Source organism: Actomonas spartinae, from assembly GCF_051209155.1.
GTDB lineage: Bacteria > Verrucomicrobiota > Verrucomicrobiia > Opitutales > Opitutaceae > Actomonas.
The window spans coordinates 1,485,903-1,511,501 of the sequence record NZ_JBPJGB010000002.1 but is presented as its reverse complement, the minus strand read 5'-3'; the positions used below and the strand labels follow the sequence as shown (position 1 = coordinate 1,511,501).

The following is a 25,599-nucleotide window of genomic DNA, read 5'->3' as shown; positions in this document are numbered from 1 at the left end:
GGCCGTGGACGCCGTCACCTTCGAATCCCGTATCGTCGACTGGGCCCGGCACCAACCGGACTCGCCGGTCTTGGTGCAGATCGGGTCCCGCGTCCAACCCGACGCCGTGGTGGATGCTTGGTCCGACTGGGACTTCTACCTGATCAGCCAGCAACCGGCCCGCTATGCCCAAACCCGCTGGCTTGCGGACATCGCTCCCTGCTGGACCGCTCACTTTGAACGCAACATCCGCTCCACCCCCAAGGTGAGCGCTGTCTTCGCCGGAGGCATTGAAGCCGACTTCGTGTTGCTCAAGGCGTGGCACATCAAACTAGCCTGCTGCGCGATGCGCCACCCTGCATGGAGTCGGCTTCTCCCCGCCACCGTCAATCGCGGTGTCGCCAACCTCCGCCTCTTCGCCGGCCCCGGGCATCGCGTGCTGACCGGCTCCGCCGATTGGAAGCCCCGACTGTCTGTGCTCTCCCCTCCGGACCCTGGTCCGTTGTTCGGCGCCGCGGAGTTTGCCGCCCACGTCACCGGTTTTTGGCGACACGCCGTTTGGGTGTTCAAGAAACTCGCCCGCGAAGAAAATCGTGCCGCCCTCCGTTGGCATCAGGTCGAGCTCATGGAACACCTCCATCCCATCCTCCAGGAAGAAGCTCGGCTCGACGGCCGCCCCGCCCGCCCCGAGGCCCGCAAGGCCGAACAATGGCTCAGCCCGGAACGGCTTCAACAAAGCCACCTCACGCTCACCCCCGATCGCCGCGCACTCGCGCTCGCCTTGCTCCAAACCCTCGATCTCTTTCAGTCATCCAGCACGGCCGTGGCCGCGCGCCGGGACTTTCCCGCGCCCGCCAACAGCGAAATCGCATCTTGGCTGCGGAGCGAATTGCAGACTTTGGTCTGACGCAGAATCACAGTTCCAGCGGCCGGCGCAGCGAGCGCCCGGCCTCCTGGCGACAACGTCCCAACCGGAAAACGATGCTCGGCCGTTGGAACTCCATTCCGTAACCCGCGGCGAAAGCATCCCGCAGTTGGTGCAGCTCGCGACGCTCGCGTTCCAGGAGTGTGCTTGCTTGACGCCCCGCCAACTCACGCTCCCGGCGATAGAGCAACAGGGTGGTCCCCAAGGGCTGCAACGCCAGCCCCAGCCGCGTCGTGTCGAGCCACAGCTGCTGGAAACCGCGGCCCAGCTCAAACCACCCCCGCGGGGTATCGTCGCCGCCGCTCAACACTCCGACCGCCGCCGCTTTGCGCACCAGCAGCGAACAGCCGACAAACGCCATGATGCGCTCAAGTCCGACGAAAAACAGGCCGTGCACCACGCGCACCTTTCGGGCTGCTCGCAACCCCCGGAGGAAACCCAGCGCGGGTAACGGCGTGCCGAGGGTCGTGTCGCGCAACCCGTCGGGCTGTGTCGTCGCCTCCGCCCCGAACCGGAGCTTGTCGAGAAACTCTCGATACAGGAGTCGGCTGCGGTAGCGCAGCCGGTCGAGCCGACCGAACAAACCCGCCAGTCGCCGCTGCTGTTCGCCGAAGAAGCAGGTCAGCGTCACACCCGGCGCAACGTTCCCCACCGCCTCGGTCAGGGTCGCGACCATCGCCGGGTCGAGAGCAGATTCGTCGAACGGATTCCGATTCGTCGCCCGGTCGCGAATATGGGTCGCGATATCTGCCGGTGGCGCCGCCACCGGGCCGGGCGCCAGCACCAGCGTGAACTGGCCCTCCTCCTCCTCCACTGACTGAATTGCGTAACCATCGGCCGCAGCCATCAGGGCAAAATTTTGGGCGTAGGCGCCCAGCGCGAGAAACGATGCCGCAAACGCGCAGTCGAAGTAACTCGGTTCGGCCAAGGTCGCCGCATCGAGTTTCAGCCGCAGAATAACCCGGTCAGCCTCGGTCTTCAGGCTCACCTCCCACGGTTGCGAGTTGTCCCCCGACGGGGCGTGGCAGGCGATTTCCGCCCAGCCGCGGGCTCGCGCAAAGAGTCCGTCGCTCACGCCTTTTCCTCCAACGCCCCCTGCGACATTTCGAGAATCTGCCTGATCACAAACCGACGCTTCAAGCGCTGCAAAGGATGCCGATTGCCCCACCACAACCGGCCCTTCACGGTCTCAAGTTTCACCGGATCGAACTGGAAATAGCGCGGCGCCAAGAAGGGCGTGCCCCGGCCCAACAGCAAGCGCATCGCTTCCGTGCAGGCGAGACCGGCACACAGTTGGATCGCGGTCCCGAACGAAGGCGCGCGCTGCGCCACGAAGTCGACCTTGGCGACGTCGATCTGCCCGAGTTGCAACAGCCCCGGAGTCACCCCCACCACAAAAGCGGCCAACTCCTCCGTGCGTCCCCGGCAGCTTGCAAAGTCGAAGTAGTCCTCGAATGGCATCGCGCCCGGTCCAAACACGTGCAGGGTTGTGGTCAGGCCTATCGGTCCTGAAGTAACAATGTGGATACGCCGCTGTTCGGCGGCGGGGAACATCAGTCGCCGAGCCGGGAGCGCGTAAAAGTCCAAGCCGTCCATGACCACGTTGACGCCATCGAGAAACGAATCGACCGAAGCCGGCGTAACACCTTCCGAAAAGAGCGTCACCACCGCGTCCGGGTTGATATCGAGGATCAGGTCCCGCAGCACCTCGGTCTTCGACCGACCGAGCGTCGAAATCGCGGCCCCGTGCTGGCGGTTAAAATTGGCCGCCTCAAACACATCGAAGTCCGCCAGGTTGAAATTACCAACGCCCATGCGGGCGAGCGTGACGGCGTAGGCCCCTCCCACGCCGCCATTGCCGGCAATGGCCACCCGTGCCGTCCGCAGGCGTTCTTGTTCCGCTTCGGTCACCACCCCGAGGTTTCGGTCGATTCGTTCTTTGTAGGTCGTCGTCATGGTTTCAGGCGGGCAAGGTATCCACAAAGCGCGCGAAGGCGTTCATATCGCGAATTTCAGGTCCGTGGCCCGGTAGGATCAGTGCGGGCCGGAGGGCAGCGAGCCGTCTGATGGACCGGCGGTTTTCAGTCATGTCGTAGGTCAGTCCGGCCAGGGGTTCCCGCAGACCGGAACGAAGGGTAAGAAAGCTGATGTTGCGCACAACATCGCCGCAGATGGCCACACGATCACATTCCCGAAAGAAGATCACTTCGCCGCGCGAATGCCCCGGCGCGTGCACGACCCGAAAATCGCCCACCAGTTCGCCTTCCCGCAGGATTCGGTCGACCCGACGCGGCGGCCCCTGCCAGAGGCGCGTAAGGAATCGTGTCAGCAACGTATCAAGCGCGGGATCGTTCATCGGCGCCGTGCCCTCCATTGCTGCGACATCATCCTCATGAACCGCCAGCGGCACTCCGCGCGCCCGACATACGGCATCGGCCACGCCTTGGTGATCCGGATGGACGTGGGTCAATGCCACCAACGAAATCTGCTGGTCAGCCAGTTCACGAAAAATCCGCCGCCGGTCCCAGCGACGGCCGGTGTCGATCAGGATGTCGCCCGCAAGGTAGCAGTTGGTGACCGCCGGGGGATTCTCGTCGAGACGCCAAATGCCGGGAGCGACTTGCTTCATGATCGGTGAGATAGCGAAGCGACTTGCCGGCCTACCAGTGACGCAGAGAAACCAAAATCTCGGTGCCCTCCAGCCCCGGACCAGCATGAATCTCCCCACCATGCAGGCGAATGACTTCCTTGGCGATAAACACGGTCAGGCGGCCTTGGTTGGGCGTTTCCTCCTCGACCGAATCAGGAAGAATGCCCTCCAATTCCAGTCCCGCCCCCTGCAGGGAGAGTAACGCGATCGTTTCCTCCTCTTCACCCGTCGATCGCAATTGAATCGTAAGGGCTCGCGCGGGGTCGGCGGGCTGATTTTCCAGCACCGTCCGCGCCAGTGCCTGCAAGGCAAACTCCACCAACGTCGGCACCACCTGGAGCCGCACCGGATCTGGCGGCAGTTCCACTTTCAGCCCGAGGAGTTCACCCAGGTCTTTCAACATCGCACAGAGGTCCACGCACTCGCAGGAAAGCTCGCGCAACGAGCCGAGATGGACGAGGTCGCGGTTCAAGGTCTCCAGCCGGGCGATGTCTTGGTCGACCGTCGTCCGCAGGCGCTCCGGGATGGCTTCGCCTGAATTATACGACTGCCGCAGCATGGACAACGAGACCAGCGAGTTGCCGACTTCGTGGTTCAAAGTAAGCGCGAGCTCGCGCAGCAGGTTCAGCCTATCTTCGCGGTTAGCATGGAGGGAGTCGTCGATCTCGCTGCTCGCTTCCTCCCAAGTCGCCCACACTCCGCCGGTCTCCGCCACAATACCGGCCGAGGCGCGGAAGGGTTGGCCCGCCGACGCTCGTAATATCTCGGTCTCGCGCGTGTGCCGCACCTTGCCGACCAAGCTGCGCACCACCAACGGCACATGCCGGGGTGGTTCCTGTTCTGGAGAAAGCACGATCCGCGACGGCAAGTAGCGATCGCCGATGATCACGTCCTCGTAGAGTCGCTCCAAACGAGAGTAGTGCTGGTTCTGATTCACCAGCTGGCGCAATAGACGGGCGACGGAAATCGCCCGTGCCTTGTCGCTTTCGTTGTAGGGCTGCCCATCATCACGCACGCCGCAAGCAATGATGCCGGTGAGGTGACCATTATCATGCAATGGCACCAAAAGACGCGCGCCCCACATCGCCATGCGGTTGCGAATCCCCATCTCCGCCAGCGGATCCGACGGTGCCGGCCATTCCACCCCGTCGAGCACCACCGGATGGGTCGAAAGGTAGGTCACCAAGGGGTCCGTCACCGGGCAGTGTGACGAACCGCGATCGGCGCGGAACACGCTTTTGTCCCGCAGGAAAAACACGGTGTGCGAAGCCCGCAGGAGATGGCGCGAGGCGCGGCGAAACTCGCTCAGCAGCCGCTCTCGCGAAGCGAGATTCTCGACCGCGCCTTCCAGAAAGTCCCAGATCTCCGGTGATGACGAAGCGGCGGGGGCCATCACCGGCATCGGCGGACGGCTCGACTCCCGCCGACGCGTTTTCTCGGCAAACAGGTCCAGCGCAGCACCGCGTTCCGCGATCTCCTCCAGAAGCGGCAGAAAGTCCCGCAAGCGTTCGCGGCTCTCATCGTAGGAAAAACAATGTCGCGCCCGCCCTTCCATCCGCAATTGCTCGAAACGTCTGGTGTGCGGTTGTCCGGTCACCAGCAACGGGCATTTGTCCAAACCCTCTGGCAGCTGGTCCGCCATCATCGCATCCAGCACGATTACGATCGGGACACCGGCCGGAAGATTGCCATAGGCGCGCACCTGTTCCAAGGCTAGGATCGGGCGCCCGGCCGGCATTTGCGCGGTCCAAGCTTCGAGTAGTGACTGATCTTGAGTTAGGAGGAGGAACGAGGCGGGCATGGCAACGATACGCGAAAAATCGCGCCCTCCCCCTCCACGAACGGGTCGAGTGCGATGGTTGAGTCGAGTTTGGCGAGAATATCTCGGCAGATGGTCAAGCCGAGGCCAAACCCCTTCGACTTGGTTGAATGAAATGGCTCGAACATGTGGACGCGCTTGTCGGTCGGAATCCCCGGACCATTGTCCGCCACCGCCAACTCAATTCGCCCGTTCACGTTCCGGGTGGACACCCGCACCTCGATCGCGGCTTGCTCGCGTTTGAAGGAGCATTCATGGGCCTGCACCGCGTTGAAACACAGGTTAAGCAACACCTGTTTCAGACCATTCGCGTCGCTCCAGACTCCATCCGGCTGCGCCTCCAATTGGGTTTCGATGCGCACCGGCTGGCTGCCCGTCCGGCCCATGATCACCAGCACCGCATCGCGCACGACGTCATGCAGGGCCACCTTTGATTGCTGGTATTCCTTGGGTGCGGAGAGATCAAGGAGTTGCTCGGTGAGCCGATCGATGCGCGCCACTTCGTCCACGATCAATCTGGAGAAGCGATCGCGAAAACGAGCATCGTCATAGTGGTTCGGTAGCAGTTGCGCAAAGGTCTTGATCGAGACCAAGGGATTTCGGATTTCGTGGGCCACGCTTGCCCCGAGCAATCCAACTGTCGCCAACTGCTCCGCGCGCTGCGCCTTGCGGACAAACATCGAACGCGACAAGGCACTTTCGAAAATCGAGGCGAGTTCCTGCAACTGCAGGATTTCCAGGTGCGTGTAGGGCCGCCGCGAGGCCCGCACGCCAGCGCCCACCACCACCTGCAACGTCGGGTCTTCGCAAAGCAACAGTGCGCCCAAACGCTTTTCCGCCAAGAAGCGCTCAAGCAAGCGCCGCGCCGGCGTGGAGCGCTCACGCAGCAAACGTTCGGGCGAGACCCATTTCATCGCCGCTAACTCAGCCGCCAGGCTTTCGGTGGCGATTCCCTCCTCGCAACCAAAGTCCAGTTCACCGGGCGGCGCATGCAGAAGCACCGAATGGCTGGTTCCACCCCAACCATTCACGATCTCAATGAATCCCTTGATGAGGCGGTTTTCGTCCACCTCCTTCTCCGCCACCCGGTAGGCGGCGTTGCGCGCCTGCGCTCCTTGCGGGAAACGCAGGAGGAGTTTATCCGCCTTCGCCCCCCACCATGACGACGCGAGGAGCACCGCGCCGATGCTCATCACCAAGGATGGCCATTCCGAGAACAGCGACCGGGAACCCATCCACACCACCGATCCCACCGCCACCGCCACCATCAGAGTGAGCAGATGTTGCAGGGTGAATAGAAAGACGTGCCGCGCATCAAAAATCCGATGCGTCGTGATCACGGTCGCCACGGCCAGAAAAAAGCCGGTCGCCACCAGAGGCGAAACGAAGACCGGGATGGGAACGTCGAAAAAACTGCTCAGCAGGGCCAGCACGATCACCGCCATCACGGAAAACGCTCCCCCTAGTAGAACCACCCGCAGTTCTGTCCGTTCGATCCCCTGAGTGGAGCGACTGTAATAGATCGAACGCACGATCAGCAACAAGTTCGACGCCAGTAGCCCGGCGTAGAAGACGTAGTAACCGGCGCCGATCAGCGGATCACTCGGTGTCGAGTTCGCGGGGATAAACCAACCCGTCAATGGGATGACGCCCACCGCTCCCACAAACACTGCCATCGGCCACATACGACTCAGCACTTGTCGGGCCTTCGCCTTAGGCCAGAGGATACTGTCCATCATGTGCCACAGCTGCAGCGGCAGCATGCCCCCGATAGCCGTGGCCCAACGCAACCATTCCAAACCAACAACCCAGTGACTCGCCCGCACCGCCTGCCACCGAAAAATCAACCACAGGCTCGCGTGGACTGCGATGAAGAACACCGCTTGGTTTTGTCGCCGCGAGGGATTTGCCCAGAACACCGTCCCACCCACCGCCAAGGCTACAATCGCCGGCAGCGACAACGCCAGGTCAATGACTAGAGAAGGTGTGTTCACGCTGAATTCATTGCTTCAATACAATGCAACTGTTCTCGCCGGAAAGACCGTGCGCATTCACGATCACGTTTTGGTGCTGGAGGAAGCGGGGCTCCGCCGCGAGGCAGAACGGGCACGCCGGGTCCGGATATCTCCAGTTCACCGTCGGAGGAATGATTCCCTCGGCCAGCCCCAGCGCGGAGGACACGATCTGAATCGCTCCGGCCGCGGCCAAGGGGTTGCCAATCGCCCCTTTGATCGAGCCTGCCGCAATGTTTTCCATTCGCTCCCCGAAGACCCGCCGCATCACCTCCCCTTCCGCCTTGTCGATCAAACGATGGCCCGGGCCCCACAAGTTCAACACTTCGATTTCGTCGCGAGTCAGACCCGCCTCGACGATCGCTTCCTCGCACGCCTGAGTCAGGCCTGACATCAATTCCTCCCGGTCCGCGCGCGACTGGTAGCCATCCACCCACGCCAACGCTGGCCGCGGGCTTTCCTCCGGCTCCAACACGATGATCGCCGCGCCTTCCCCCACCACACCGGTCGCTCGCCACTGATCGAAGGGCCGACTTACCTCCCCCGGCCGTTCGTCAGATTTCGGGGTCAGATTGATCGCTCTCATCTCCACCAGCGGTGAAGGGAACAGCGGGGCGTCGACTCCGCCACAAAGACTTATATCAACCAACCCATTGGCGATCGCATCCGCTGCTGCGCCAATTGCGTCCAATCCCGAGCAACACGAGGACTGCGGCGCCACGGTGGTCGCGTTAAGACCCAAATGAGAAACGATCACACCACTAATCCGCGCGATGTTGGCCACGTAAATGGTCCTTCGAAAACCCCCGGAGCCACCGTTTTCCCACACGGATTTCGTTGAGCGCAGGATAGATTCACAATCCATCAGCGACGCCCCTACAAACACCGCCACCAGCTTTTTTTCCAACTCCACCCGAGGAATGCCTGCGTCCGCCAAGGCCAATACCGCCCCGGCCAACCCGAACTGGGTGTGCCGCGCCTCACCCAACAGCGACCGCGGATTCTCCAAATATTTTCGCAGGTCGAAGTCGTCCACGCAAGCCGCCACGAACGGACCGTAACGCTTCCCCAGATCCCTAAACGCCCTCACCCGACTCACCGGCTCCAGGATCCCCTTCCAGAAGGCTTCCCGGCCGATGCCAGCCGGAGTCACCGGTCCGACACCGGTGATCTTCACACGGCGTCGCCTCATTTGATCACCGGAAATGTCAGCTGGACGACGGTGCCCGACCCCACATCCGACTCCAGCCCCATCCTCGCGCCGTGTGCGCCGAGCAGGTGTCGACAGATGCTCAAGCCCAACCCCGTGCCGTGCGACTTGGTCGTGAAACCGCCTTTCAACGCGTTCTTGGCCGTGGATTCGTCCATCCCGGCGCCGTTATCCGTCACAAAAACGTCCACCGCCTCGAGGCCTCGCACAAATTTGACCGTCACTTTCGTCGCCTGGGCCTCCAGCGCATTGCGGAAGAGATTCTGGAATACCCGGGCCAACTCGAAACGTGCGCCGCGCACGGGCGCCACCGCAGCGCCTTCAAACTGCAGCGCCGCATTGCTGAAAAAGATCACTTGTTTCACCTCCTCGGCCAACGCCACCAGATCAACTTCCGTGAACTCGCCTGATTGTCGTGCCGCTTGCCGCCAGTTTTCCGCCAGGTGATGGCAATACTCGGCCGCGCGCTCCACGATTTGCGCATACTCTCGCAGGCGTTCCGCATTCTCCGGGGCGACTTTCCCCAGACTCTCCGCTTCCTCCGACAGCAGCCCGGAATATCCAATCATCACCGTGAGCGGATTCGCCAAATCGTGCACCAGTTCCACCGACGCACGACCGCGCCACACCGATGATTCGGACTCCGCGATCTCCTGCTTGAGCCGGCTCAACATGCTTTTGGTGCTCTGGTTCGACGCTGCTTCGCGCCGTCGCACCGCCGTTTGCTCGGCTTGTTTGCGCACCGCGGAAAGTAGCTCCGACACATCCGGCGGCTTCCGCAAATATTGGTTCGCCCCGCCCAGCATCGCTTGTTGCGCCGTGGTCAAAGTGCCGTAGCCGGTCAACATCACCACCGCGATATCCTTGTCCATCTCCCGAATTCGAGACAAGGCCTTGATCCCGTCCATCTCCGGCATCCGAATATCCAGAATCACCACGTCAAAAACCCGCTGAGCCAGCTTGTTCAACGCCTCGGCCGCTCGCTCCGCCGTATCGACTTCAAACTCTGTTCCCAAGGTGAAGGCGATCGACTCACGCGGCCCGTATTCATCATCCACCACCAAAACACAGGGACGTTTGGGTGGAGCAGTTATGACGGCTGTCTCAGTGTCACCGGCCATTTGTAAATCGTGGGGGTTCGTTCGCAGCCGGGGAGGAAACCACGCCATTCAATGGCTACATGAACCGCGTAAGGCCCCGACGGTCGAGTAGTTGTGTTTGCGAGCCGCCCTTGAGCGTGTCAAGTAACAGGACAAACAGTCATTTGCAGTAGCATGACGCACCCTAGCTTTACATGGATTTTACGATTCTAACCACCGTTGTGTTACTGATTGGCGTCTCGATTTACGTATGGCGCCTGCTCCTCCGCCAAGTAGGGCTTCAGCACGAATGCCAACGTTCCCGCGACGAGCGCGAAGCACTGCAAACCCGTCACGAGGAATCCAACCGTCAGCTCGAGCAAACCCGGCAGACCCTCGCCGCCACCGAACAAAAACTCGCGGCGACGCTCGCCGAGTCCAACGCCCGACTCGAAGCCGAACGCGCCCGCTTCGCCGAACAGGAGGCGCGCACCAAACAACACCTCGCCGACCTCGAAAAACTCCGTGCGACCATGCAGACGGAGTTCCAGGCCATCGCCGCCAAGTTGCTCGACGAAAAATCCAAAAAGTTCACCGACCAAAACAAGGAACAGGTCGACGCCCTGCTCCACCCCTTGCGCACGCAGATCAAAGAGTTCCGCGAACGCGTCGACACGGTCTACAAGGGCGACACCGAGGACCGCGCCGCGCTCAAGACCCAGATCGAGCAGCTCCGCCAACTCAACACCCACATCACGGAGGAAGCCTCCGCCCTCACCCGCGCGCTCAAAGGCCAGGCCCAGGCCCGCGGCGCTTGGGGCGAGCTCGTGCTCGAACGCCTGCTCGATTCCGCCGGACTCGTGAAGGGCGAGAACTACCTCGTTCAGGAATCCATCACGACCGACGACGGGCGCCGCCTCCGCCCCGACATCCTCGTGCGCCTGCCCGACGAACGTCACCTCGTCATCGATTCCAAAGTTTCCCTCATCGCCTACGAACGCGCCGTCAACGCCGAGGATGACAACACCAAAGCCGCCGCCACCGCCGAGCACGTGCGCGCCGTGCGCACCCATGTCGAGCAACTCAGCGCCAAACAATACGACGATACCGGCAAACTCGTGACGCCCGATTACGTGTTCATGTTCGTGCCCCTCGATCACGCTTTCGCCATGGCCATCCACGCGGACGCCGCACTCTACGAGTGGGCCTTTGACCGGCGCGTCATTCTCGTCACCGCGCCGAGCCTCCTCGTCGCGCTCAAGACCGTGGCCATGGTTTGGAAACAGGACCGCCAAACCAAAAACGTCCAGGCCATCGCCGATCGCGGCGGCGCCCTCTACGACAAGTTTGTCGGTCTCATCACCGACCTTGAGACCATCGGTAAACAACTCGACAACGCCCGCGGCGCCTACGACGGCGCGATGAACAAACTCAGCACCGGCCGCGGCAACCTGCTCAACCAGGTCGAGGACCTCAAACGCCTAGGCGCCAAAGCCAAAAAGTCCCTGCCCTCCCCCGAATCGGAGGACTAGGCGCGTCGCTCACTTGGCGCCGGCAAACACCCGGTGCACTCCATCCCGCCCAAACACGATCTGCGCCGGCGGCCGGTCGGTGACCCGCAGGACTTCCTCCACCGAATAGGAAGCCTCGCTCACGTCCTTGGCCACAAAACGCACGCCCACCGAAACCGGGGTCGCGAGAAACCCCTGCTCCGTCACCGGCACCTCCACCACCCGGGGAGCCAGCCCCACGGGTTGTCGATTGAGCACCACCATCCCGTTCGCCCCCTCGACGACGATCTCAACCGCGGCGGTTTTGGCCAACGCTGTATTCAACTCGCCAACACGCCGCTCCCCCACCGGCCCTGGCGCGGCGACCACCGGCGAACGCCCCTGTTCTGGCGGCACCGTGCGACAACTCGCCAACAATCCCGCTCCCAGCACAACCGACACCCACCGCCCCATCGATTTTGCCGATTGTTTCATTCGCCAACCTGCGACCGCGCGCAATGCTGACGGTTCCCACCGCCACCCACTCCCGCCTCCCTCTGCTCCTCCATGCCCCGCTACGTCGCCTTCCTCCGCGGCATCAACCTCGGCAAACGCCGCATCAAGATGGACGCGTTGCGCGCGCTTTTCGCAGAGCTGCCGCTCACCGATGTCGCCACCTACATCGCCTCCGGCAACGTGTTGTTCACTTCGACCAGTCGCTCGGCCGCCAAACTGGAAAAGACCATCGAAGCCCACCTGCTCGAGCGCACCGGTTGGGAAGTGCCCACGATCCTTCGCACCGCAGCCGAACTGCATCAGGTCGTCACTGATGCGCCTCTCGGCGACCTATTCGCGGACCAACCGCACGCCAGCACGCAGGTCACCTTCTTCAAAGCCCCCCTGCCCGCTGAACTCGCCACCCGAATCACCGCCACCCGCACCGCGACTGATCGCTTCGCCGTCATCGACCGCGAAGCCTATTGGCGCTGCGCCGTGAAACTCACCGAGTCCATCGTCTGGGAGGACAAAAAGACCAACACCTACACCCTGCCCGACGGCACCACGCGCAACCTCAACACCCTCGCCCAAATCGACGCCCTGCTCCAAACCTGAGCCTCGTCACCCGCGGGAGGAACCGGCTTGCTCCGGGTCAGTCGGCGCCTCGCATAGACGGCCCCTCCCTGTCCGCCGAAGCCTTTGGCGAAGGAGGAGTGGACGCGCCTTGACCGCTCCGCTCGGACCCGACGTGCATTGTTCCTTCCGCTGCACAAAATCCGCGCCCGGCGACGCTTAGTCTTCCGTGACCCGACCGCGCCGCTGCTTCACCGCGCTCCGCCGCCGCTTGCTCTCGACCTGCCGCCGCTTTTGGCCGGCCGACTTCCCGCGCTTGCGGCGCTTCTCTTTCTCCCGCTCCGCCAACACTGCCGCCCGCGCCGCGTTGCGCCGGGCCTCCAGCTTTTCGCACAAGGCCAACCAAGCCAGCCGCCGATTCGCCGCCTGCGAGCGCTCGGTTTGCCGCCGCACCTCCAACCCACTGCGCGCATGCCGCAACACCACCGTGGACGCCGTTTTGTTGATCTTTTGCCCACCCGGTCCGGCTCCACGCACAAAACGTTCGTCCACCTCGGTCGGTTCCACGCCGAGGCGGTTAAGTCGTTCTTCGATTTGAGGTGGTAAATCCACGCGTCGATCCTTTGTTTCGCCCGAAACTTTGCCGGTAAACCGCAGTCAACGGACATTCCGGCTCCCTACTCAACCTTTCCCATGATCAACGGTTCCACCTGGTCCCAAAATCTCCGCGCCGAAATCGGCAAAGCCGTCATCGGCCAGGACGACATCATTGAACGCTTGCTCGTAGCCTTGCTCGCCAATGGCCACGTGCTGCTCGAGGGCATGCCCGGTCTCGCCAAGACCCTGCTCATCAAGTCCCTCGGCACCGCCCTCGGCGTGCAGTTTGAACGCATCCAGTTCACGCCCGACCTCCTGCCCAGTGACGTGGTCGGCACCATGATCTTCCAGCCGAAAACCGGCGAGTTCACCGCTCACCGCGGTCCCATCTTCGCCAACCTGGTCCTGGCCGACGAAATCAACCGCGCGCCCGCCAAGGTCCAGAGTGCTCTCCTCGAGGCCATGCAGGAACGTCAGGTCACCATCGGTGGCGGCACCATCGTCCTGCCGAAACCCTTCTTCGTCATGGCCACCCAGAATCCGGTCGAACAGGAAGGCACCTATCCGCTGCCCGAGGCTCAGGTTGACCGCTTCCTCTTCAAGCTGCTCGTCGACTACCCCGAGGCCGACGAAGAGGCGCTCATGATGGAACGTTGGGGCCAGGTCACCAAGGCCCCCGAACTCAAGGCCGCCTCCTCCGGCGAGGAACTGCTCTCACTTCGCCAAGCGGTGGACCAGATCCACGTCTCGTCCGCCGTGCAGGGTTACATCCTCGCTCTGGTCCGTGGCACCCGCGCCCTCACTGTCCCGGACGACAAGGGCTACCGCCTCCTCAGCTTCGGCGCCTCCCCCCGCGCCTCCCTCGCCCTTTACCAAGCTTCCCGCGCCCTCGCCTGGTTGCGCGGCGAGGATTTCGTGTCGCCGGCCCTCGTCCAGGATGTCGCCCACGACGTGCTGCGTCACCGCATCGGTCTCACCTACGAGGCCGAAGCTTCCGACAAGACGCCCGATCAAATCCTCGCCGAGCTCATCGCGAAGACCCCGGTGCCTTCTGTGTGAATCTTTCTCTTTCCTCTTTATCTTTCTCTTTCTCCCCGTTGAGCGAAACAGCCTCATCCGGCCTGCGGGGAGAAAGAGAAGGATAAAGTGAAAGACTAAAGAAAACCAACCCATGCCCGACGCCCAAGACCTCGTCACCACCTCGGCCCTCGCGCTCCTGCGCAAGCTGGAGTGGCGCGTGCGCCATGCCGTCGAGACCGTGCTCTCCGGCGAATACCGCTCCGCCTTCCGCGGTCGCGGCATGGAGTTCGATCAGGTCGTGCGCTACGAATTCGGCGACGATGTGCGCGACATCGACTGGAACGTCACCGCCCGCCTCGGCGAGCCCTACCGCAAGAAGTTCGTCGAGGAGCGCGAGATCACCTTCATGGTGCTCTTCGAGGATTCGCCCTCCCTCCAGTTCGGTTCCGGCGCCCAGTCCAAACGCGAGGCCCTGCTCGAACTCGCCGGCCTCGTCATGCTGCTCGGCGCCGTCAACCGCGACCGCGTCGGCTGTATCCACGCCACCCCTACAGGCTACACCTTCAACGAACCCATGCGCGGCCGCGGCGCCATCATGCACAGCGCCGCCAACCTCGTCGGCCGCCCCGCCCCCGCCCTCGACGCCGCGCCGTCGGTCGAGGTCCCGTGGCGCCTGCTCTCCAAGGCCGCGCCCAAGCACTCCATCCTCATCTGGCTCGGCGACTTTCCGCCGCGCGTCGCCCCCGACGGTTGGTCGGTCATGGCCCGGCGCTACCAAACGATGGGCTTCCGCGTCGACGACCCTTGGGAACGCGAACTCCCCGCCGGCGAACGCTTCGCCGCCTACGACCCGCTCACCTCTCAACTCGTCACCCTCGATGGCTCCCGCGGCGAACGCGCCGCCCACGCCCAATGGCGCGAACAACGCGAGTCCGCCTGGACTTCGCTTTTTCCGGACCCGCTCAGCCGCCTCGTCGTCAGCACCGAAGAAAACCGCCTCGATGCCCTCGTCCGCTTCTTCCACCAGCGGCTTGCCGCTCGCTGATTATTTTCCTGCGCCGTGATCAACTACGCTTTCCAAGACCCGCTTTGGTTTCTGAGCCTGTTGGCTTTGCCGCTGGTCTGGATGCTGCGCAGTCGGCGGAAACTGCCGGTGCGGATCGTGCCTTTTGCCGCCGCGTGGCATCGCCCGTCGGCGGTCAATGCGTCCCGCGCGCCGATGGTCTTCGCCACCCTCGGCCTCATCCTGCTCGTTGCCGCGCTCGCCCGCCCGCAGCGCCTCGAAGACCGCCGCGAGGTGCGCCAGCAGGGTTACGACCTCATGCTCGCGATCGACTTGTCCGGGTCGATGTTGGCCGAGGACTACCAACGCGCCGGCCGCCGCATCAATCGCTTGCAGGCAATCAAACCCGTCATCTCCGCCTTCATCAAAGAACGCCCCGGCGACCGCATCGGCATCATCGTGTTCTCCGGCCGCGCCTACACCCTTGCCCCGCTCACCTTCGACCACGACTGGCTCGCCCGGCAGGTCGAGCGCCTCAGCGTCGGTCTCATCGAGGACGGCACTGCTCTCGGCGACGGGCTCGGTGTCGCTCTCAGCCGGCTCGAGCAACAGGCCCGCACCGCCAACGAACAACGCCAGGGCGCCTTCGTCATTTTGCTCACTGACGGCGTCAACAACGGTGGCGCCCTCGACCCGATCGACGCCGCCGAGATCGCCACCGATCGCGGCATCCCCGTCTACACCATCGGCGCCGGCCGCAATGGTCTGGTGCACGTGCCGCGCATCGACCCCGCCACTGGCCAGACCATGGGTTACGCCCAGCGCATGTCGGACCTTGACGAAGCCACCCTGCGCAAGATCGCCGCCTTGACCGGCGCCGAATACTTCCGCGCCGGCGACAGCGACACCATCGCCGCCGCCTTCGCCGCAATCGATCGCGAGCAGAAGATCGAGTTTCAAGCGAAGTCCTACCTGCTTTCCGACGAACTGTTTTTCTACGCCGCCGCGCCCGGCGCCGCTCTCCTTCTGCTCGCCGCCGCCTTCGCCGCGCGCCGCCGTCGCTCGACCGACTTCAACGCGCTCGTCTCCTCCGCATGACCTTTCACTGGCCCCACCTGTTTTGGCTGCTCGCGCTGCCCGCTATTTTCGGCCTCGCCGAGATCGGCCGCCGCGTGCGCGCCACCGTGCGCCGCCATCCCAAGATCATGCGCGCCGAAGCCTCGCCCTCCGGTCTGCAGATGATAGGCAATACCGCGACCACCGCTTCCACCGTCCGCGTGCGCTGGCGCCTTTGGCTCGGGCTCGCCCTCGTGATTTGCGCCCTCACCCGCCCGCAATGGGGCGAGATCGAGGAACCCGTCTTTGAGCAGTCCCGCGAAATCCTCATCGCGATCGACCTGTCCCGCTCGATGCTTGCACCCGACGTCGCCCCCACCCGCCTCGAGCGCAGCAAGCTGCTCACCACGTCGCTGCTCGACCGCCTCGAAGGCGAACGCGTCGGCCTCATCGTTTTCGCCGGCACCGCCTTCCTGCAAAGCCCGCTCAGCGCCGACTACGAAATCCTCGAGGAGTTTTTGCCCGCGCTCGACCCCAACTATCTTCCGGAGGGGGGCACCGAATACGCCGCGCTCCTCGATGCCGCCCTGGAAGCCTTCTCCAAGGACTCCGGCGCCGACCGCTATCTCATCATCCTCAGCGACGGTGAGTCCCAGACGACAACCTGGGAAAGCCGCGTGGCCGAACTGCGGGAACGCGGCATCCACGTCATCGGTCTCGGGGTCGGCACCGCCGCCGGTGCGATGCTGCCCGACGGCGCCGGCGGTTTCGTCAAAGACCCACGCGGCGCCGTGGTGCTCTCACGCCTGAATCCCGCCACCCTGGAGGACCTCGCCCGGCGCACCAACGGCGTCTACCGCGATGCCTCCACTTGGGTCGACCTTGCCGACTTGCTGCAACAAACCGTCGAAGCCGGCCGCCAGGGCGAGTTCGCCGAGACCCGCAATGCCCGCCGCATCGAACGTTTTCAATGGGCGCTCGCCCCCGGCATCCTGTTGCTGCTCTGGAGCGTGTGGCGCGAATTCCCGGTGCAGCCTCGCCAACGCGCAGTGACCATCAAGGCCGCCCGCCGCGCCGCCGCGATCATCGCCGTCACCACATTTTTGATACCCGCCCCCGACGCTCGCGCCGTCGAACGCGTCGATGCCGGTGGAAACAAGATAGACGATCCCAACCATATTCTGGAGCCATTGCCCGATTCCTACGACGTGATCGGTAACGAACCGCCGCCACCGCCCGAGGCCCCGGTGCGGGAAGTTGTCGGCCGGCTCGCCGGACAAGCGCAGGTCGCCGCGACCGACTATTCTGAGCTCGCCAACCAGACCCTCACTTACGGACTGCGGCAAAAGAGCACCGGTCAAAAGCTCGAACGCAGTGCCGTCTACGATGCTCTCGACGCCGTCGACGCCGGTGAAGCGCTCGACCAAGCGGCGGCCGATTGGCCCGCCCTCCGCCAGCAATTGAACAAGTTGCTGGAGGACGACGAACAACAGCAGCAGGACCAACAGAACCAGGACCAGCAAAACGACCAGCAGGACCAGGAAAACCAGGACGACCAACAGCAGCAGCAGAATGGCGGCGGTGAGAACGATCAGGACCAATCGCAGGACGGCGACAACGGCGACCAGGATCAGCAGCAGGAGAACTCCGGTCAAAACGGCGAACAGGGTGATCAGGGCGAGCAAGGTCAGGACGGTCAACAGAACCAATCCGGCGAAAACGGTGAGGGCCAGGACCAGGACTCCGACCAACCACCGCAACAGGATGGTCAGGACGGCGATCAGGGCGAGGATCAGCAAAACAAGGACCCCGCCGGCCAAGACGCAGAGGGCAACGAGCAGGAACACCGCCCGCCCGAAAATCGCGAATCCGCCTTCGGCGACCTGGATGAACCAGAGCAGCCACCCGAGTCCCAACCCGAGCAGGGTCAGCAACCGCAGCCGCAATCCCAAACCGTCCAGGACCCCGGCAACCAAACCGTCGGCGGCCAGGCCACGCGCAGCGGCGAGTCTTCCGACAACCCCGCCCTCGCCGTCCCGCTGCAAAAACTCGATCAGTTGAAGCAGAAGGACTCCCCCGCCCAACTTTTCCAACTCATGCAAGATCCCGCAAAAGCTCCGCCCAAAACCGGGCGCGATTGGTGACCATGCGCCGCAACGTTTTCATCCTCATTCTCAGTCTCGCCGCCGCCTTCACCGCGACCGCGCAGTCCGTGCGCTGGCAGGTGCCGGAGGGCGGCTTTGAGATCGGCCAGATCAACCAGCTCGCGCTCATCTTCGACGGTTGCGAGCCCACCGAATCTCCGCCGCCAATGCCCGACGTGCCGAACTTGGACTTCGGCCAACCCGGCCCGCCCGGCCGTCAATCTTTCCGGCAGAGCATCAACGGTCGCGTCACGGAAACCAAGTTGGTCTACTTCACCTTCCCCGCCCGCCCCCTCGACGATCAAACCGTGCAGATCCCGGCGTTCACCGTCGCCACCGACCAAGGCACTTTCGACCTCCCGCCGCTCACCGTGCCGGTGCGCCCCGCGGTTTTCGCCAACACCAATATTCCCATGGCCGATATCGCCGGCGCGGCAGTGGAGGTCGGCGCAGGCCAACTCTGGGCCGGCCAGGTCGTCGACGTCGATTACCAGATCTGGCACCTTGCCCAACTCGACGGCAAGTTCGGCGAGCCGACGTGGGACCCCACGCCTTTTGTCGCCGAGCCCTTTCCGCAGAGCCCGGTCGATCCCAATGGCACCAACACCGGTGACCGCAGCACCTACCGCTACCGCACCCGCGGCATGGTGAACACCCCCGGCACCTACACGCTTTCCTCGGTGCAACAGGCCGCCGTGCTCAGCGTGCCCGCCCGCTCCTTCTTCGACCGTCCTCCCTCCGAGCAGGTCGTGCTGTCCAGCAACGCGCCCCAGATCGTGGTCAAACCCTTGCCCAGCCCGGCGCCGGCCGACTTCACGGGCGCCGTCGGTTCGTTCACCCTCACCTCCAAGGTCGTGCCCGCCGACGCCAAGGTCGGCGATCCCATCACGTGGACCCTTGCCCTCGAAGGCACCGGCAACTGGCCGGCCATTTCCGCCCTGCCCGCCCGGCAGGTCTCCAAGTCCTTCCGCGTGGTGCAGCCGGAAGCCGAGCGCAGCAACCCCGAGGACAAGCTCTTCGATGGCACGATCTCCGAGGATGTCGTGCTCATCCCCACCAGCGCCGGCACCTTCACCCTGCCGGGCGTTACGTGGAGCTACTTCGACCCGGCTGCCGGCGCTTACCGCACCATCGAAACCGCCGCCGAGGAGCTCACGATTCTACCCGCCACCGCGATCGCCCCGCCCGCCGCGCCCAACGGCTCGGGTTTGCCCACGGCCCCCGTGCAACTCGACGGCACCACGCCCGACGACACCGCCCCCATCCAAGCCACGCCCGCCCCCGACGCGCCTTCCGCCTTGCCACTCGATCCCCTGACCGGGTCCGCGATCGCTCCGGCGCCGATCACCAGCCGCACGATTCTGCGCAGCGGCATCGTCGCCGCCGCCCTCCTGCCGCTGCTCTGGCTCGCGCTCGCCTTCCGCCACGCTCGCGCCGCCGATCCCGGGCGCTTTGCCCGCGAGGCAAAAAAGCGTCTGCCCGTCGCCATCCAACGCGTCGCCGACGCCTCCGACAACAACCGCGCGCAAGCCCTGCTGGAATGGCAACGCCTGTCCGCGACGCTCTGGCAATCGCCTCACGCCGTGCCCTCCCGCACCATCTTCGGCGGCGACGAGGCTTGGGCGCAGTTGTGGTCGGAAGCCGACCGGGCCCTCTACGGCCCCGGCACGCCCCTGCCCGTGGATTGGGTCGCCCGCGCCCGGACCGCCGCCGTCGACAAACGCGCCCCCGGCTTCCCCGTGCTCCGCACGCTCGCGCCCCGCCATCTCTTTCCCGTGATCGCACTGCTCGCCGCGCTGGGCGCGTTGTATCCAAATCACGCCTACGCCGACGCCCGCGCCGCCTACGACGAGGGTGACTTCGAAGCCGCCGCCGCCGAATGGCGCGCCGACGCCAAACAGGCGCCGACCAACTGGGTCGCGCACCACAACCTCGCGCTCGCGCTCGCCCAGCAAAAACAATTTGGCGAAGCTGGCGCCCACGCCGCGGTCGCCTTCCTTCAGAACCCCCGCGACGCCTCCACTCGCTGGCACCTGCGCTACACCTTGGAACGCAGCGGTTACACCCCGCCCATCATCGGCGGCTTCCTTCAACCCGGTTGGCGGGAAAAGATCGCGTGGTGGGCTTCGCCGGCCGAGTGGCAACGTCTGCTCCTCGCCGCCATCATCGCCCTCACCGTCGGCATCGGTCTGCTCATTCTGGGGGCCTACCGTCGGCCGCACGGCGGCCTGCGTTTCCTGGCTTGGCTCCTGGTCACGCTCGCCCTCGTCTTCGCCGCCAGCGCCTCGCTCAGCCTGCAGACCTACGGCATCACCACCCAAACCGACACGGTGCTCACCTGGCGCGCGGCCACCCTGCGCTCCATCCCGACCGATCTCGCCGCAGAACAGGAAACCACCCCGCTCGCCGCCGGTTCACTGGCCCGCGTCACCAAATCCTTCCTCGGCTGGCGCCAACTCACCTTCCCCAACGGCCAAACCGGCTGGGTGCGCGCCGAAGAACTGGTCGGCCTCTGGAGGTAGGGTCGGATTGCCGAGCCCGCCTTAACCGGTGATCGTTTTCCGCGCCATGCGCAGCATCGACTCTTCGTCGTTGAAGTCCGCCATACGAGCGATCTCGATCCAAGCGAGATCGTGGGATTCGTCGGAAAGCACAAGCGCTTCATCGGGGTCCGCCTCGACGATAAAACGAAGGTCATAGTGCCAGTGCTCCGGTTCGTTGTTCCGTGCCGGAATGCGGTGGCGGTCCACGTCGAAAAGTTCGGTCGAAACCAGCCGCAGTCGCTTCAGCCCGCTCTCCTCCTCCGCCTCGCGAAAAGCTACGGCAGCGAGGTCGAGGTCACCGTCAGCATGGCCGCCGAGCTGCAGCCACTTGTTCAGTTTCCGGTGATGGGTGAGCAGGGTGCGCTGGCGCGCGGGATCGACGATCCAGGCCGATCCGGTCAGGTGCCCCGCCGCCAACGAGCGCTCCGCGCAACGCGGCTCCGCGGCCACGAAGGCCAGGGTCGCCGCGACCATTTCCGCCTCGTGGCCCGGTTCGGCCCGGTCCAGGTGCGCTCGAAGCAAGGCCGCCACATGTTCACGCGTGCCGACCTTCATTTCCACCAGACCCCCGCCTGATAATCGTTGGGCTTCTTGAGGAGTGGCCAAACTTCGTCGATCGTGTTCGCGACACCAAACAACAGCGGCAGGTCATCGGTCATGCAGCGCTCGGTCACCGCCCGCTCCAGGAAACGCAGCAAGTCATCGTAGAACCCATCCTGATTGAGCAGCACCAGCGGCTTGGTGGTGAGACCCAGCTTTCGCTCCACCATGATTTCGCTCACCTCCTCCAGCGTGCCAATGCCTCCCGGCAAGGTAACGAAGCCATCCGCCCGCTCGGCCATGACCCGCTTGCGCTCCCGCATCGAGTTAACCGTGACGAGTTCATCGGCCGCGTCATAGGCGAGTTCGCGGTCCTTCATAAACTCCGGGATCACCCCCACCACGTGACCACCGGCGTCGTGCACCCCTTTGGCCACCGCGCCCATCGTGCCGACGTTGCCGCCGCCGTAGATCAGCCCCCAACCGTGCTCCGCCAGACCACGCCCGACCGCCTCGCCGACGGCGTAGTATTTGGGATCCAGCTTCCGACTCGAAGCGCAATAAACACAGATAAGCTTTGTCACGGAGATGGAGAAACCACGAATGGACACGAATGCACACCAATATTTGAGTCTGACTCCGATGTGTCACCTCGCGCTGGTCGGCTCCGGCTCAATCCAGTTCCGCCATTCGTGCCAATTCGTGTCCCTTCGTGGTTAAAAACTCATCCTATATTGGTCGCCTCGCCCCATCCCCCACGGGCCTGCTGCACCTGGGCCACGCCCGCACCTTTTGGATCGCCGCCCAACGCGCCGCCGCGGCCGGCGGCACGCTGCTGCTGCGGAACGACGACCTCGACACCGCCCGCTGCCGCCCGGAGTTTATCGACGCTTTCCGTGAAGACTTGGCCTGGCTGGGCCTCACCTGGTCTGAACCGATGCTCACCCAGAGTGAGCGCCTGCCGCTCTACCGGACCGCACTCGCTCGGCTTTACGCCGCCGGTTTCATCTACCCCTGCCACCACTCGCGGCGCGAGATCGCCGAAGCCGCCAGCGCGCCACACGAGAACGGCCTCAACGACGAACCGCTCTATCCGGCCGCATGGCGACCGGCCGCCAACACCCCGTTACCGCCCCTCACCGATCCGATCGCCTGCAACTGGCGCTTCCGCGTGCCCGATGGCGAAACCATCTCGTTCACCGACGGCCAGACCGGCCCCCAGGCCGCCGTCGCCGGACGCGACTTCGGCGACTTTCTGGTTTGGCGCAAAGACGACGTGCCCAGCTACCAACTCGCCTGCGCCGTCGACGACGGCGAACTCGGCATTACCGAAGTCGTGCGCGGCGAAGACCTCATCAAGTCCACCTTTCGCCAACTCCTTCTCCTCCGCGCACTCGAGCTTCCGGTTCCCGCCTATCACCACACCGCCCTCGTGACCGATGACAGCGGCGAGCGCCTCGCCAAACGCCACGACGCCCTCAGCCTCCGTTCCCTCCGCCAATCCGGCCAAAGCCCCGACGAACTCATCGCTCAAATGAATGTGTGGAACGCTAATATTCGCTAATCCACGCTAATCCCATCAGCGAAGATCAGCGCCCATCAGCGTTCCGGTATTTCCCCCCACGTATTTCCCCATGATCAAAATCGGTGTCCTCAACATCTCCGACCGCGCCGCCGCCGGCGTCTACGCGGACGAACCGGGTCAGGCCTGCGTCGCGTTGCTGCGCGAGTGGCTCACCTCACCCTTCGAGCCCGTCTATGCCGTCATTCCCGACGAACAGCCGCAAATCGAGGCCGAGCTCATTCGCCTCGCCGATGTCGAACACTGCGCCCTCGTCGTCACCACCGGCGGCACCGGCCCGGCCGCTCGCGACGTCACGCCCGAGGCCACCGAAGCTGTCTGCGAAAAGATGTTACCCGGTTTCGGCGAACTCATGCGCGCGACCTCCCTGCAATACGTGCCCACCGCCATCCTCTCCCGCCAGACCGCCGGCACCCGCGGCGCCACCCTCATCGTCAACCTGCCCGGCCGCCCCAAGGCCATCCGCGAAAACCTCGAGGCCGTCTTCCCCGCCATTCCCTACTGCATCGACCTCATCGGTGGCCCCCGCCTCGAAACCGACCCCACGGTGATGAAGTGCTTCCGCCCCGGCCAGTAGCGCCGCCCAACCGTCCGCGCCCCCCGGTTACATTCCAACAATGCCGAGCTAACACCTTGCGCCCCACCGGGTAGGCCGCCAGCTTGCTGGCTGCTTTCTCCCCGCCGATGGATGACGCGCAATCAGAACCGGAGCTTCCCCTTTCCCCCATCGACTGCGACAATGTCGCTCCGCCTGAGGAACCGCCGACGCCCCCCGCCGCGCCGCCACCATTGCCCGAGACGCCCGAACCGACGCCCACCGTCGCGCGCTTCGAATTCCTCGGCAGCGAGCAGGAATACTTCCGTATTTGGATTGTAAATACGCTCCTGACCCTGCTCAGCCTCGGCGTCTTCTCCGCCTGGGCCAAGGTGCGGAAACGCCGCTACCTGCGCGGCAGCACGCGCCTCCTGGGGCACGCCTTCCATTACACCGCCCGCCCCGGCCGCATCCTCATTGGCAACATCCTCGTGGCCGCCGTCTTCCTTTGCTACTCCTTCTTCGGCAGCGTCTACCCCCTGGCCAAATTCTTCGCCATCGTTATAGGTGTGACCCTGCTGCCCTGGGTCGTCGTTCGCTCCCTATCTTTTAACGCCCACAACACCCTGCACCGCGGCATGCGGTTGCGCTTCCGTTCCGGCCTCACCGAGGCCTTCGTGGTCTACCTGTTTCTCCCGCTCCTCATCCCGCTCAGTCTGGGTTTCTATTATCCGGCGTGGTTGCGCCGCAAACAGGCCTTCGTCACCGCCAACCATCGCTACGGCGACGCCTTCTTCAGTTTCCATGGCACCAACGGCACCTTCTACGCCGCAGTGATTGTGGGTGGGCTGATGGTCTTCACCGGCGCGGTGGCTACGGGTTTTCTCATCGGACTCTATACCGCCGGTGAAGGCCAGCCGCCCCCCCAGAACTTCGTGCTGGCCGCCACCATTCTGCTCTACGGCTCGGCCTTCTACACGAGCCGCCACTACATTTTCCCCAAGGTGTTCAATCACGTGTGGAACCACACCCAGTTGGACGAACATCGCTTTCGCGCCACGCTACCAGCCGGCCGCTGGATGGCTCTGCAATGGACCAACCTGCTGGCCATCATCTGCACCGCCGGACTCGCCATGCCGTGGGCGACCATCCGTTCCAACCGCCTCCTCCTCAGCAGCCTCGCCCTCGAACTCGAAACGCCCGATGCCCTCGACCGCATCGACACCATGGGGGATGTCCGCGGGAGCGCGGTCGGCGACAGTGCCGCCGAATTCATCGGTGTGGATTTCGGCCTATGAACGACACGGGCGCAGTGGTGTTTGACGCCATCTATTTCGACGGTCGCATGACCAACCCGCAGCCCGCTACGGTCGTGCTGCGCGACGGCCAATGGCACGTGTCTGCCATCGCCACCGGCGCCGAACTCGCCTGCCACCCGCTCGATCCTGCGGCCATCAGCGACCGCCTCGCCTCGCGCCTCCCCCGCCTCATCACCTTCCCCGATGGCGCCTCGCTGGAGGTGCACGATTGCGACGCGCTCAATGCCTTCACCGCCACCCTCTCACGCCAGCGTCTCGGCACCTTCGTGCATGCGCTCGAAACCCACGCCACCTTCGCCGCGATTGCGACGGTGCTGGTCGTGCTGAGTGTGGCCGCGCTGTTCAAGTTTGGCCTACCCAAGCTCGCCGAATCGGTCGCCGCCAACCTGCCCGAATCCATCGAACAAACCTTGGGCCAAACCACCCTCGCGGCCTTCAACCAATTCGGCGGTCCCAGCCAGTTGAGTTTCGAGCAACGCATGCGCGTCGATCTCGCCCTCGAGCGGATCCTGTTGCCTGAGGAAACCACACCACGCCTGCACTACCGCAAGCTCGGCGAGCTGCCCAACGCCTTCGCGCTACCCGGTCATACCATCGTCATCACCGACTCGATCCTCGACCACTTGTCCGACGACGAACTCGCCGCGGTCCTCGCGCACGAGCTGGGTCACCTTGAAGTCCGCCACGCCGAGCAGAACCTCTTGCTCAGCTCCACCTCCCTGCTGCTCATCGCCGCGGCTACCGGTGATCTCACCACCCTCGCCTCCTTCGCCGGCACCCTGCCCCTGACGCTCATCCAGTCCGGCTACTCCCGTGACTTCGAGCGTGCGGCCGACGCCATGGCCTGCGCCCGCCTGAGTGCGGTGGGCATCGCCCCGTCCAACCTGGCCGACGCCCTGCGTCGCCTCGAAGAGTCCCTGCCGACCGAAAAGCGCCAGTTCTCCTACCTCAGCACCCACCCCTCCAACGAGGAACGCTACGACTCCATCCTCCACTGGGTGCCAACCGCCGCCGACTGAGCTGCG

The 25,599-nt window shown here is 64.2% G+C and carries 23 protein-coding genes; 12 read left to right on the top strand and 11 right to left on the bottom strand.

Features of this window, described 5'->3' with window-relative positions:
- The first annotated feature begins 4 nt into the window (after positions 1 to 4).
- Entirely contained in the window at positions 5 to 886 is an 882-nt protein-coding gene (locus AC0MRV_RS13890; protein ID WP_472765087.1) for a hypothetical protein, read from the top strand.
- Positions 887 to 893: 7 nt separating this feature from the next.
- Here the strand turns inward: AC0MRV_RS13890 and AC0MRV_RS13885 are convergent, their stop codons facing one another.
- The 7 genes from AC0MRV_RS13885 to AC0MRV_RS13855 are packed head-to-tail and all read right to left on the bottom strand — an operon-like array spanning position 894 to position 9,653.
- A complete protein-coding gene (locus AC0MRV_RS13885) occupies positions 894 to 1,979 on the bottom strand; it encodes a nitroreductase family protein (RefSeq protein WP_472765086.1) in 1,086 nt (361 codons plus the stop codon).
- A complete protein-coding gene (locus AC0MRV_RS13880; RefSeq protein WP_472765085.1) occupies positions 1,976 to 2,860 on the bottom strand; it encodes a ThiF family adenylyltransferase in 885 nt (294 codons plus the stop codon). The genes AC0MRV_RS13885 and AC0MRV_RS13880 overlap by 4 nt, the downstream gene beginning before the upstream one ends.
- 4 nt (positions 2,861 to 2,864) lie before the next feature.
- The gene (locus AC0MRV_RS13875) at positions 2,865 to 3,533 is read right to left on the bottom strand and encodes an MBL fold metallo-hydrolase (RefSeq protein ID WP_472765084.1); all 669 of its coding nucleotides are present in this window, start codon (positions 3,531 to 3,533) and stop codon (positions 2,865 to 2,867) included.
- A gap of 31 nt (positions 3,534 to 3,564) precedes the next feature.
- Positions 3,565 to 5,355, bottom strand: coding sequence for a hypothetical protein (locus AC0MRV_RS13870; RefSeq protein ID WP_472765083.1), 1,791 nt, complete (start codon positions 5,353 to 5,355; stop codon positions 3,565 to 3,567).
- Positions 5,331 to 7,367, bottom strand: a complete 2,037-nt coding sequence (locus tag AC0MRV_RS13865; RefSeq protein WP_472765082.1) for an ATP-binding protein — start codon at positions 7,365 to 7,367, stop codon at positions 5,331 to 5,333. The genes AC0MRV_RS13870 and AC0MRV_RS13865 overlap by 25 nt, the downstream gene beginning before the upstream one ends.
- A 7-nt stretch (positions 7,368 to 7,374) precedes the next feature.
- Positions 7,375 to 8,562, bottom strand: coding sequence for a beta-ketoacyl synthase N-terminal-like domain-containing protein (locus AC0MRV_RS13860; RefSeq protein ID WP_472765081.1), 1,188 nt, complete (start codon positions 8,560 to 8,562; stop codon positions 7,375 to 7,377).
- Positions 8,563 to 8,573: 11 nt separating this feature from the next.
- Positions 8,574 to 9,653 (bottom strand): response regulator, encoded by a 1,080-nt coding sequence (locus AC0MRV_RS13855; RefSeq protein ID WP_472765080.1) that lies wholly within the window; start codon positions 9,651 to 9,653, stop codon positions 8,574 to 8,576.
- Positions 9,654 to 9,916: 263 nt separating this feature from the next.
- On the opposite strand from AC0MRV_RS13855, the gene AC0MRV_RS13850 reads away from it, so the two are divergent.
- Positions 9,917 to 11,206: a DNA recombination protein RmuC gene (locus AC0MRV_RS13850; RefSeq protein ID WP_472765079.1), complete on the top strand. Its 1,290-nt coding sequence runs from the start codon at positions 9,917 to 9,919 to the stop codon at positions 11,204 to 11,206.
- Between the two features lie 9 nt (positions 11,207 to 11,215).
- Here the strand turns inward: AC0MRV_RS13850 and AC0MRV_RS13845 are convergent, their stop codons facing one another.
- A complete protein-coding gene (locus tag AC0MRV_RS13845; RefSeq protein WP_472765078.1) occupies positions 11,216 to 11,659 on the bottom strand; it encodes a hypothetical protein in 444 nt (147 codons plus the stop codon).
- Between the two features lie 72 nt (positions 11,660 to 11,731).
- Here AC0MRV_RS13845 and AC0MRV_RS13840 point away from each other — a divergent pair, with 72 nt between their 5' ends.
- The gene (locus AC0MRV_RS13840) at positions 11,732 to 12,277 is read left to right on the top strand and encodes a DUF1697 domain-containing protein (RefSeq protein ID WP_472765077.1); all 546 of its coding nucleotides are present in this window, start codon (positions 11,732 to 11,734) and stop codon (positions 12,275 to 12,277) included.
- Positions 12,278 to 12,454: 177 nt separating this feature from the next.
- Here AC0MRV_RS13840 and AC0MRV_RS13835 read toward each other — a convergent pair whose 3' ends face one another.
- Positions 12,455 to 12,847, bottom strand: coding sequence for a peptide chain release factor family protein (locus AC0MRV_RS13835; protein WP_472765076.1), 393 nt, complete (start codon positions 12,845 to 12,847; stop codon positions 12,455 to 12,457).
- Positions 12,848 to 12,928: 81 nt separating this feature from the next.
- On the opposite strand from AC0MRV_RS13835, the gene AC0MRV_RS13830 reads away from it, so the two are divergent.
- The 5 genes from AC0MRV_RS13830 to AC0MRV_RS13810 all read left to right on the top strand — a co-directional run bounded on the left by AC0MRV_RS13830 (position 12,929) and on the right by AC0MRV_RS13810 (position 20,577).
- Positions 12,929 to 13,891 carry an AAA family ATPase gene (locus tag AC0MRV_RS13830; protein ID WP_472765075.1) on the top strand — a complete coding sequence of 321 codons (963 nt, stop codon included), beginning with the start codon at positions 12,929 to 12,931 and terminating at the stop codon, positions 13,889 to 13,891.
- A 112-nt stretch (positions 13,892 to 14,003) separates the two neighbouring features.
- Positions 14,004 to 14,897, top strand: coding sequence for a DUF58 domain-containing protein (locus tag AC0MRV_RS13825; RefSeq protein ID WP_472765074.1), 894 nt, complete (start codon positions 14,004 to 14,006; stop codon positions 14,895 to 14,897).
- Between the two features lie 15 nt (positions 14,898 to 14,912).
- A complete protein-coding gene (locus AC0MRV_RS13820; RefSeq protein WP_472765073.1) occupies positions 14,913 to 15,953 on the top strand; it encodes a vWA domain-containing protein in 1,041 nt (346 codons plus the stop codon).
- Positions 15,950 to 18,055 (top strand): VWA domain-containing protein, encoded by a 2,106-nt coding sequence (locus AC0MRV_RS13815; protein ID WP_472765072.1) that lies wholly within the window; start codon positions 15,950 to 15,952, stop codon positions 18,053 to 18,055. The genes AC0MRV_RS13820 and AC0MRV_RS13815 overlap by 4 nt, the downstream gene beginning before the upstream one ends.
- Positions 18,056 to 18,057: 2 nt before the next feature.
- Positions 18,058 to 20,577 carry a BatD family protein gene (locus AC0MRV_RS13810; protein ID WP_472765071.1) on the top strand — a complete coding sequence of 840 codons (2,520 nt, stop codon included), beginning with the start codon at positions 18,058 to 18,060 and terminating at the stop codon, positions 20,575 to 20,577.
- 21 nt (positions 20,578 to 20,598) lie between these two features.
- Here AC0MRV_RS13810 and AC0MRV_RS13805 read toward each other — a convergent pair whose 3' ends face one another.
- Both AC0MRV_RS13805 and AC0MRV_RS13800 read right to left on the bottom strand, forming a co-directional pair.
- Entirely contained in the window at positions 20,599 to 21,120 is a 522-nt protein-coding gene (locus AC0MRV_RS13805; RefSeq protein ID WP_472765070.1) for an NUDIX hydrolase, read from the bottom strand.
- Between the two features lie 29 nt (positions 21,121 to 21,149).
- A complete protein-coding gene (locus tag AC0MRV_RS13800) occupies positions 21,150 to 21,722 on the bottom strand; it encodes an LOG family protein (RefSeq protein ID WP_472765069.1) in 573 nt (190 codons plus the stop codon).
- A 128-nt stretch (positions 21,723 to 21,850) separates the two neighbouring features.
- On the opposite strand from AC0MRV_RS13800, the gene gluQRS reads away from it, so the two are divergent.
- The 4 genes from gluQRS to AC0MRV_RS13780 all read left to right on the top strand — a co-directional run bounded on the left by gluQRS (position 21,851) and on the right by AC0MRV_RS13780 (position 25,593).
- Positions 21,851 to 22,702: a tRNA glutamyl-Q(34) synthetase GluQRS gene (gene gluQRS / locus AC0MRV_RS13795; RefSeq protein WP_472765068.1), complete on the top strand. Its 852-nt coding sequence runs from the start codon at positions 21,851 to 21,853 to the stop codon at positions 22,700 to 22,702.
- A 70-nt stretch (positions 22,703 to 22,772) separates the two neighbouring features.
- Positions 22,773 to 23,297: a molybdopterin adenylyltransferase gene (gene mog / locus AC0MRV_RS13790; protein ID WP_472765067.1), complete on the top strand. Its 525-nt coding sequence runs from the start codon at positions 22,773 to 22,775 to the stop codon at positions 23,295 to 23,297.
- A 107-nt stretch (positions 23,298 to 23,404) separates the two neighbouring features.
- Positions 23,405 to 24,553, top strand: coding sequence for a YjgN family protein (locus AC0MRV_RS13785; protein ID WP_472765066.1), 1,149 nt, complete (start codon positions 23,405 to 23,407; stop codon positions 24,551 to 24,553).
- Complete coding sequence (locus AC0MRV_RS13780; RefSeq protein ID WP_472765065.1) at positions 24,550 to 25,593, top strand: M48 family metallopeptidase; 1,044 nt, start codon at positions 24,550 to 24,552, stop codon at positions 25,591 to 25,593. The genes AC0MRV_RS13785 and AC0MRV_RS13780 overlap by 4 nt, the downstream gene beginning before the upstream one ends.
- The last annotated feature ends 6 nt before the right edge of the window (positions 25,594 to 25,599 follow it).

Excerpts from the sequence above, each read along its gene's own strand:
- AC0MRV_RS13810 (WP_472765071.1), top strand. The coding sequence starts at position 18,058 with ATGCGCCGCAACGTTTTCATCCTCATTCTCAGTCTCGCCGCCGCCTTC.
- AC0MRV_RS13785 (WP_472765066.1), top strand. The coding sequence starts at position 23,405 with ATGGATGACGCGCAATCAGAACCGGAGCTTCCCCTTTCCCCCATCGAC.
- AC0MRV_RS13815 (WP_472765072.1), top strand. The coding sequence starts at position 15,950 with ATGACCTTTCACTGGCCCCACCTGTTTTGGCTGCTCGCGCTGCCCGCT.
- AC0MRV_RS13825 (WP_472765074.1), top strand. The coding sequence starts at position 14,004 with ATGCCCGACGCCCAAGACCTCGTCACCACCTCGGCCCTCGCGCTCCTG.
- AC0MRV_RS13880 (WP_472765085.1), bottom strand. The coding sequence starts at position 2,860 with ATGACGACGACCTACAAAGAACGAATCGACCGAAACCTCGGGGTGGTG.
- mog (WP_472765067.1), top strand. The coding sequence starts at position 22,773 with ATGATCAAAATCGGTGTCCTCAACATCTCCGACCGCGCCGCCGCCGGC.
- AC0MRV_RS13870 (WP_472765083.1), bottom strand. The coding sequence starts at position 5,355 with ATGCCCGCCTCGTTCCTCCTCCTAACTCAAGATCAGTCACTACTCGAA.
- AC0MRV_RS13840 (WP_472765077.1), top strand. The coding sequence starts at position 11,732 with ATGCCCCGCTACGTCGCCTTCCTCCGCGGCATCAACCTCGGCAAACGC.
- AC0MRV_RS13875 (WP_472765084.1), bottom strand. The coding sequence starts at position 3,533 with ATGAAGCAAGTCGCTCCCGGCATTTGGCGTCTCGACGAGAATCCCCCG.
- AC0MRV_RS13845 (WP_472765078.1), bottom strand. The coding sequence starts at position 11,659 with ATGAAACAATCGGCAAAATCGATGGGGCGGTGGGTGTCGGTTGTGCTG.
- AC0MRV_RS13830 (WP_472765075.1), top strand. The coding sequence starts at position 12,929 with ATGATCAACGGTTCCACCTGGTCCCAAAATCTCCGCGCCGAAATCGGC.
- AC0MRV_RS13780 (WP_472765065.1), top strand. The coding sequence starts at position 24,550 with ATGAACGACACGGGCGCAGTGGTGTTTGACGCCATCTATTTCGACGGT.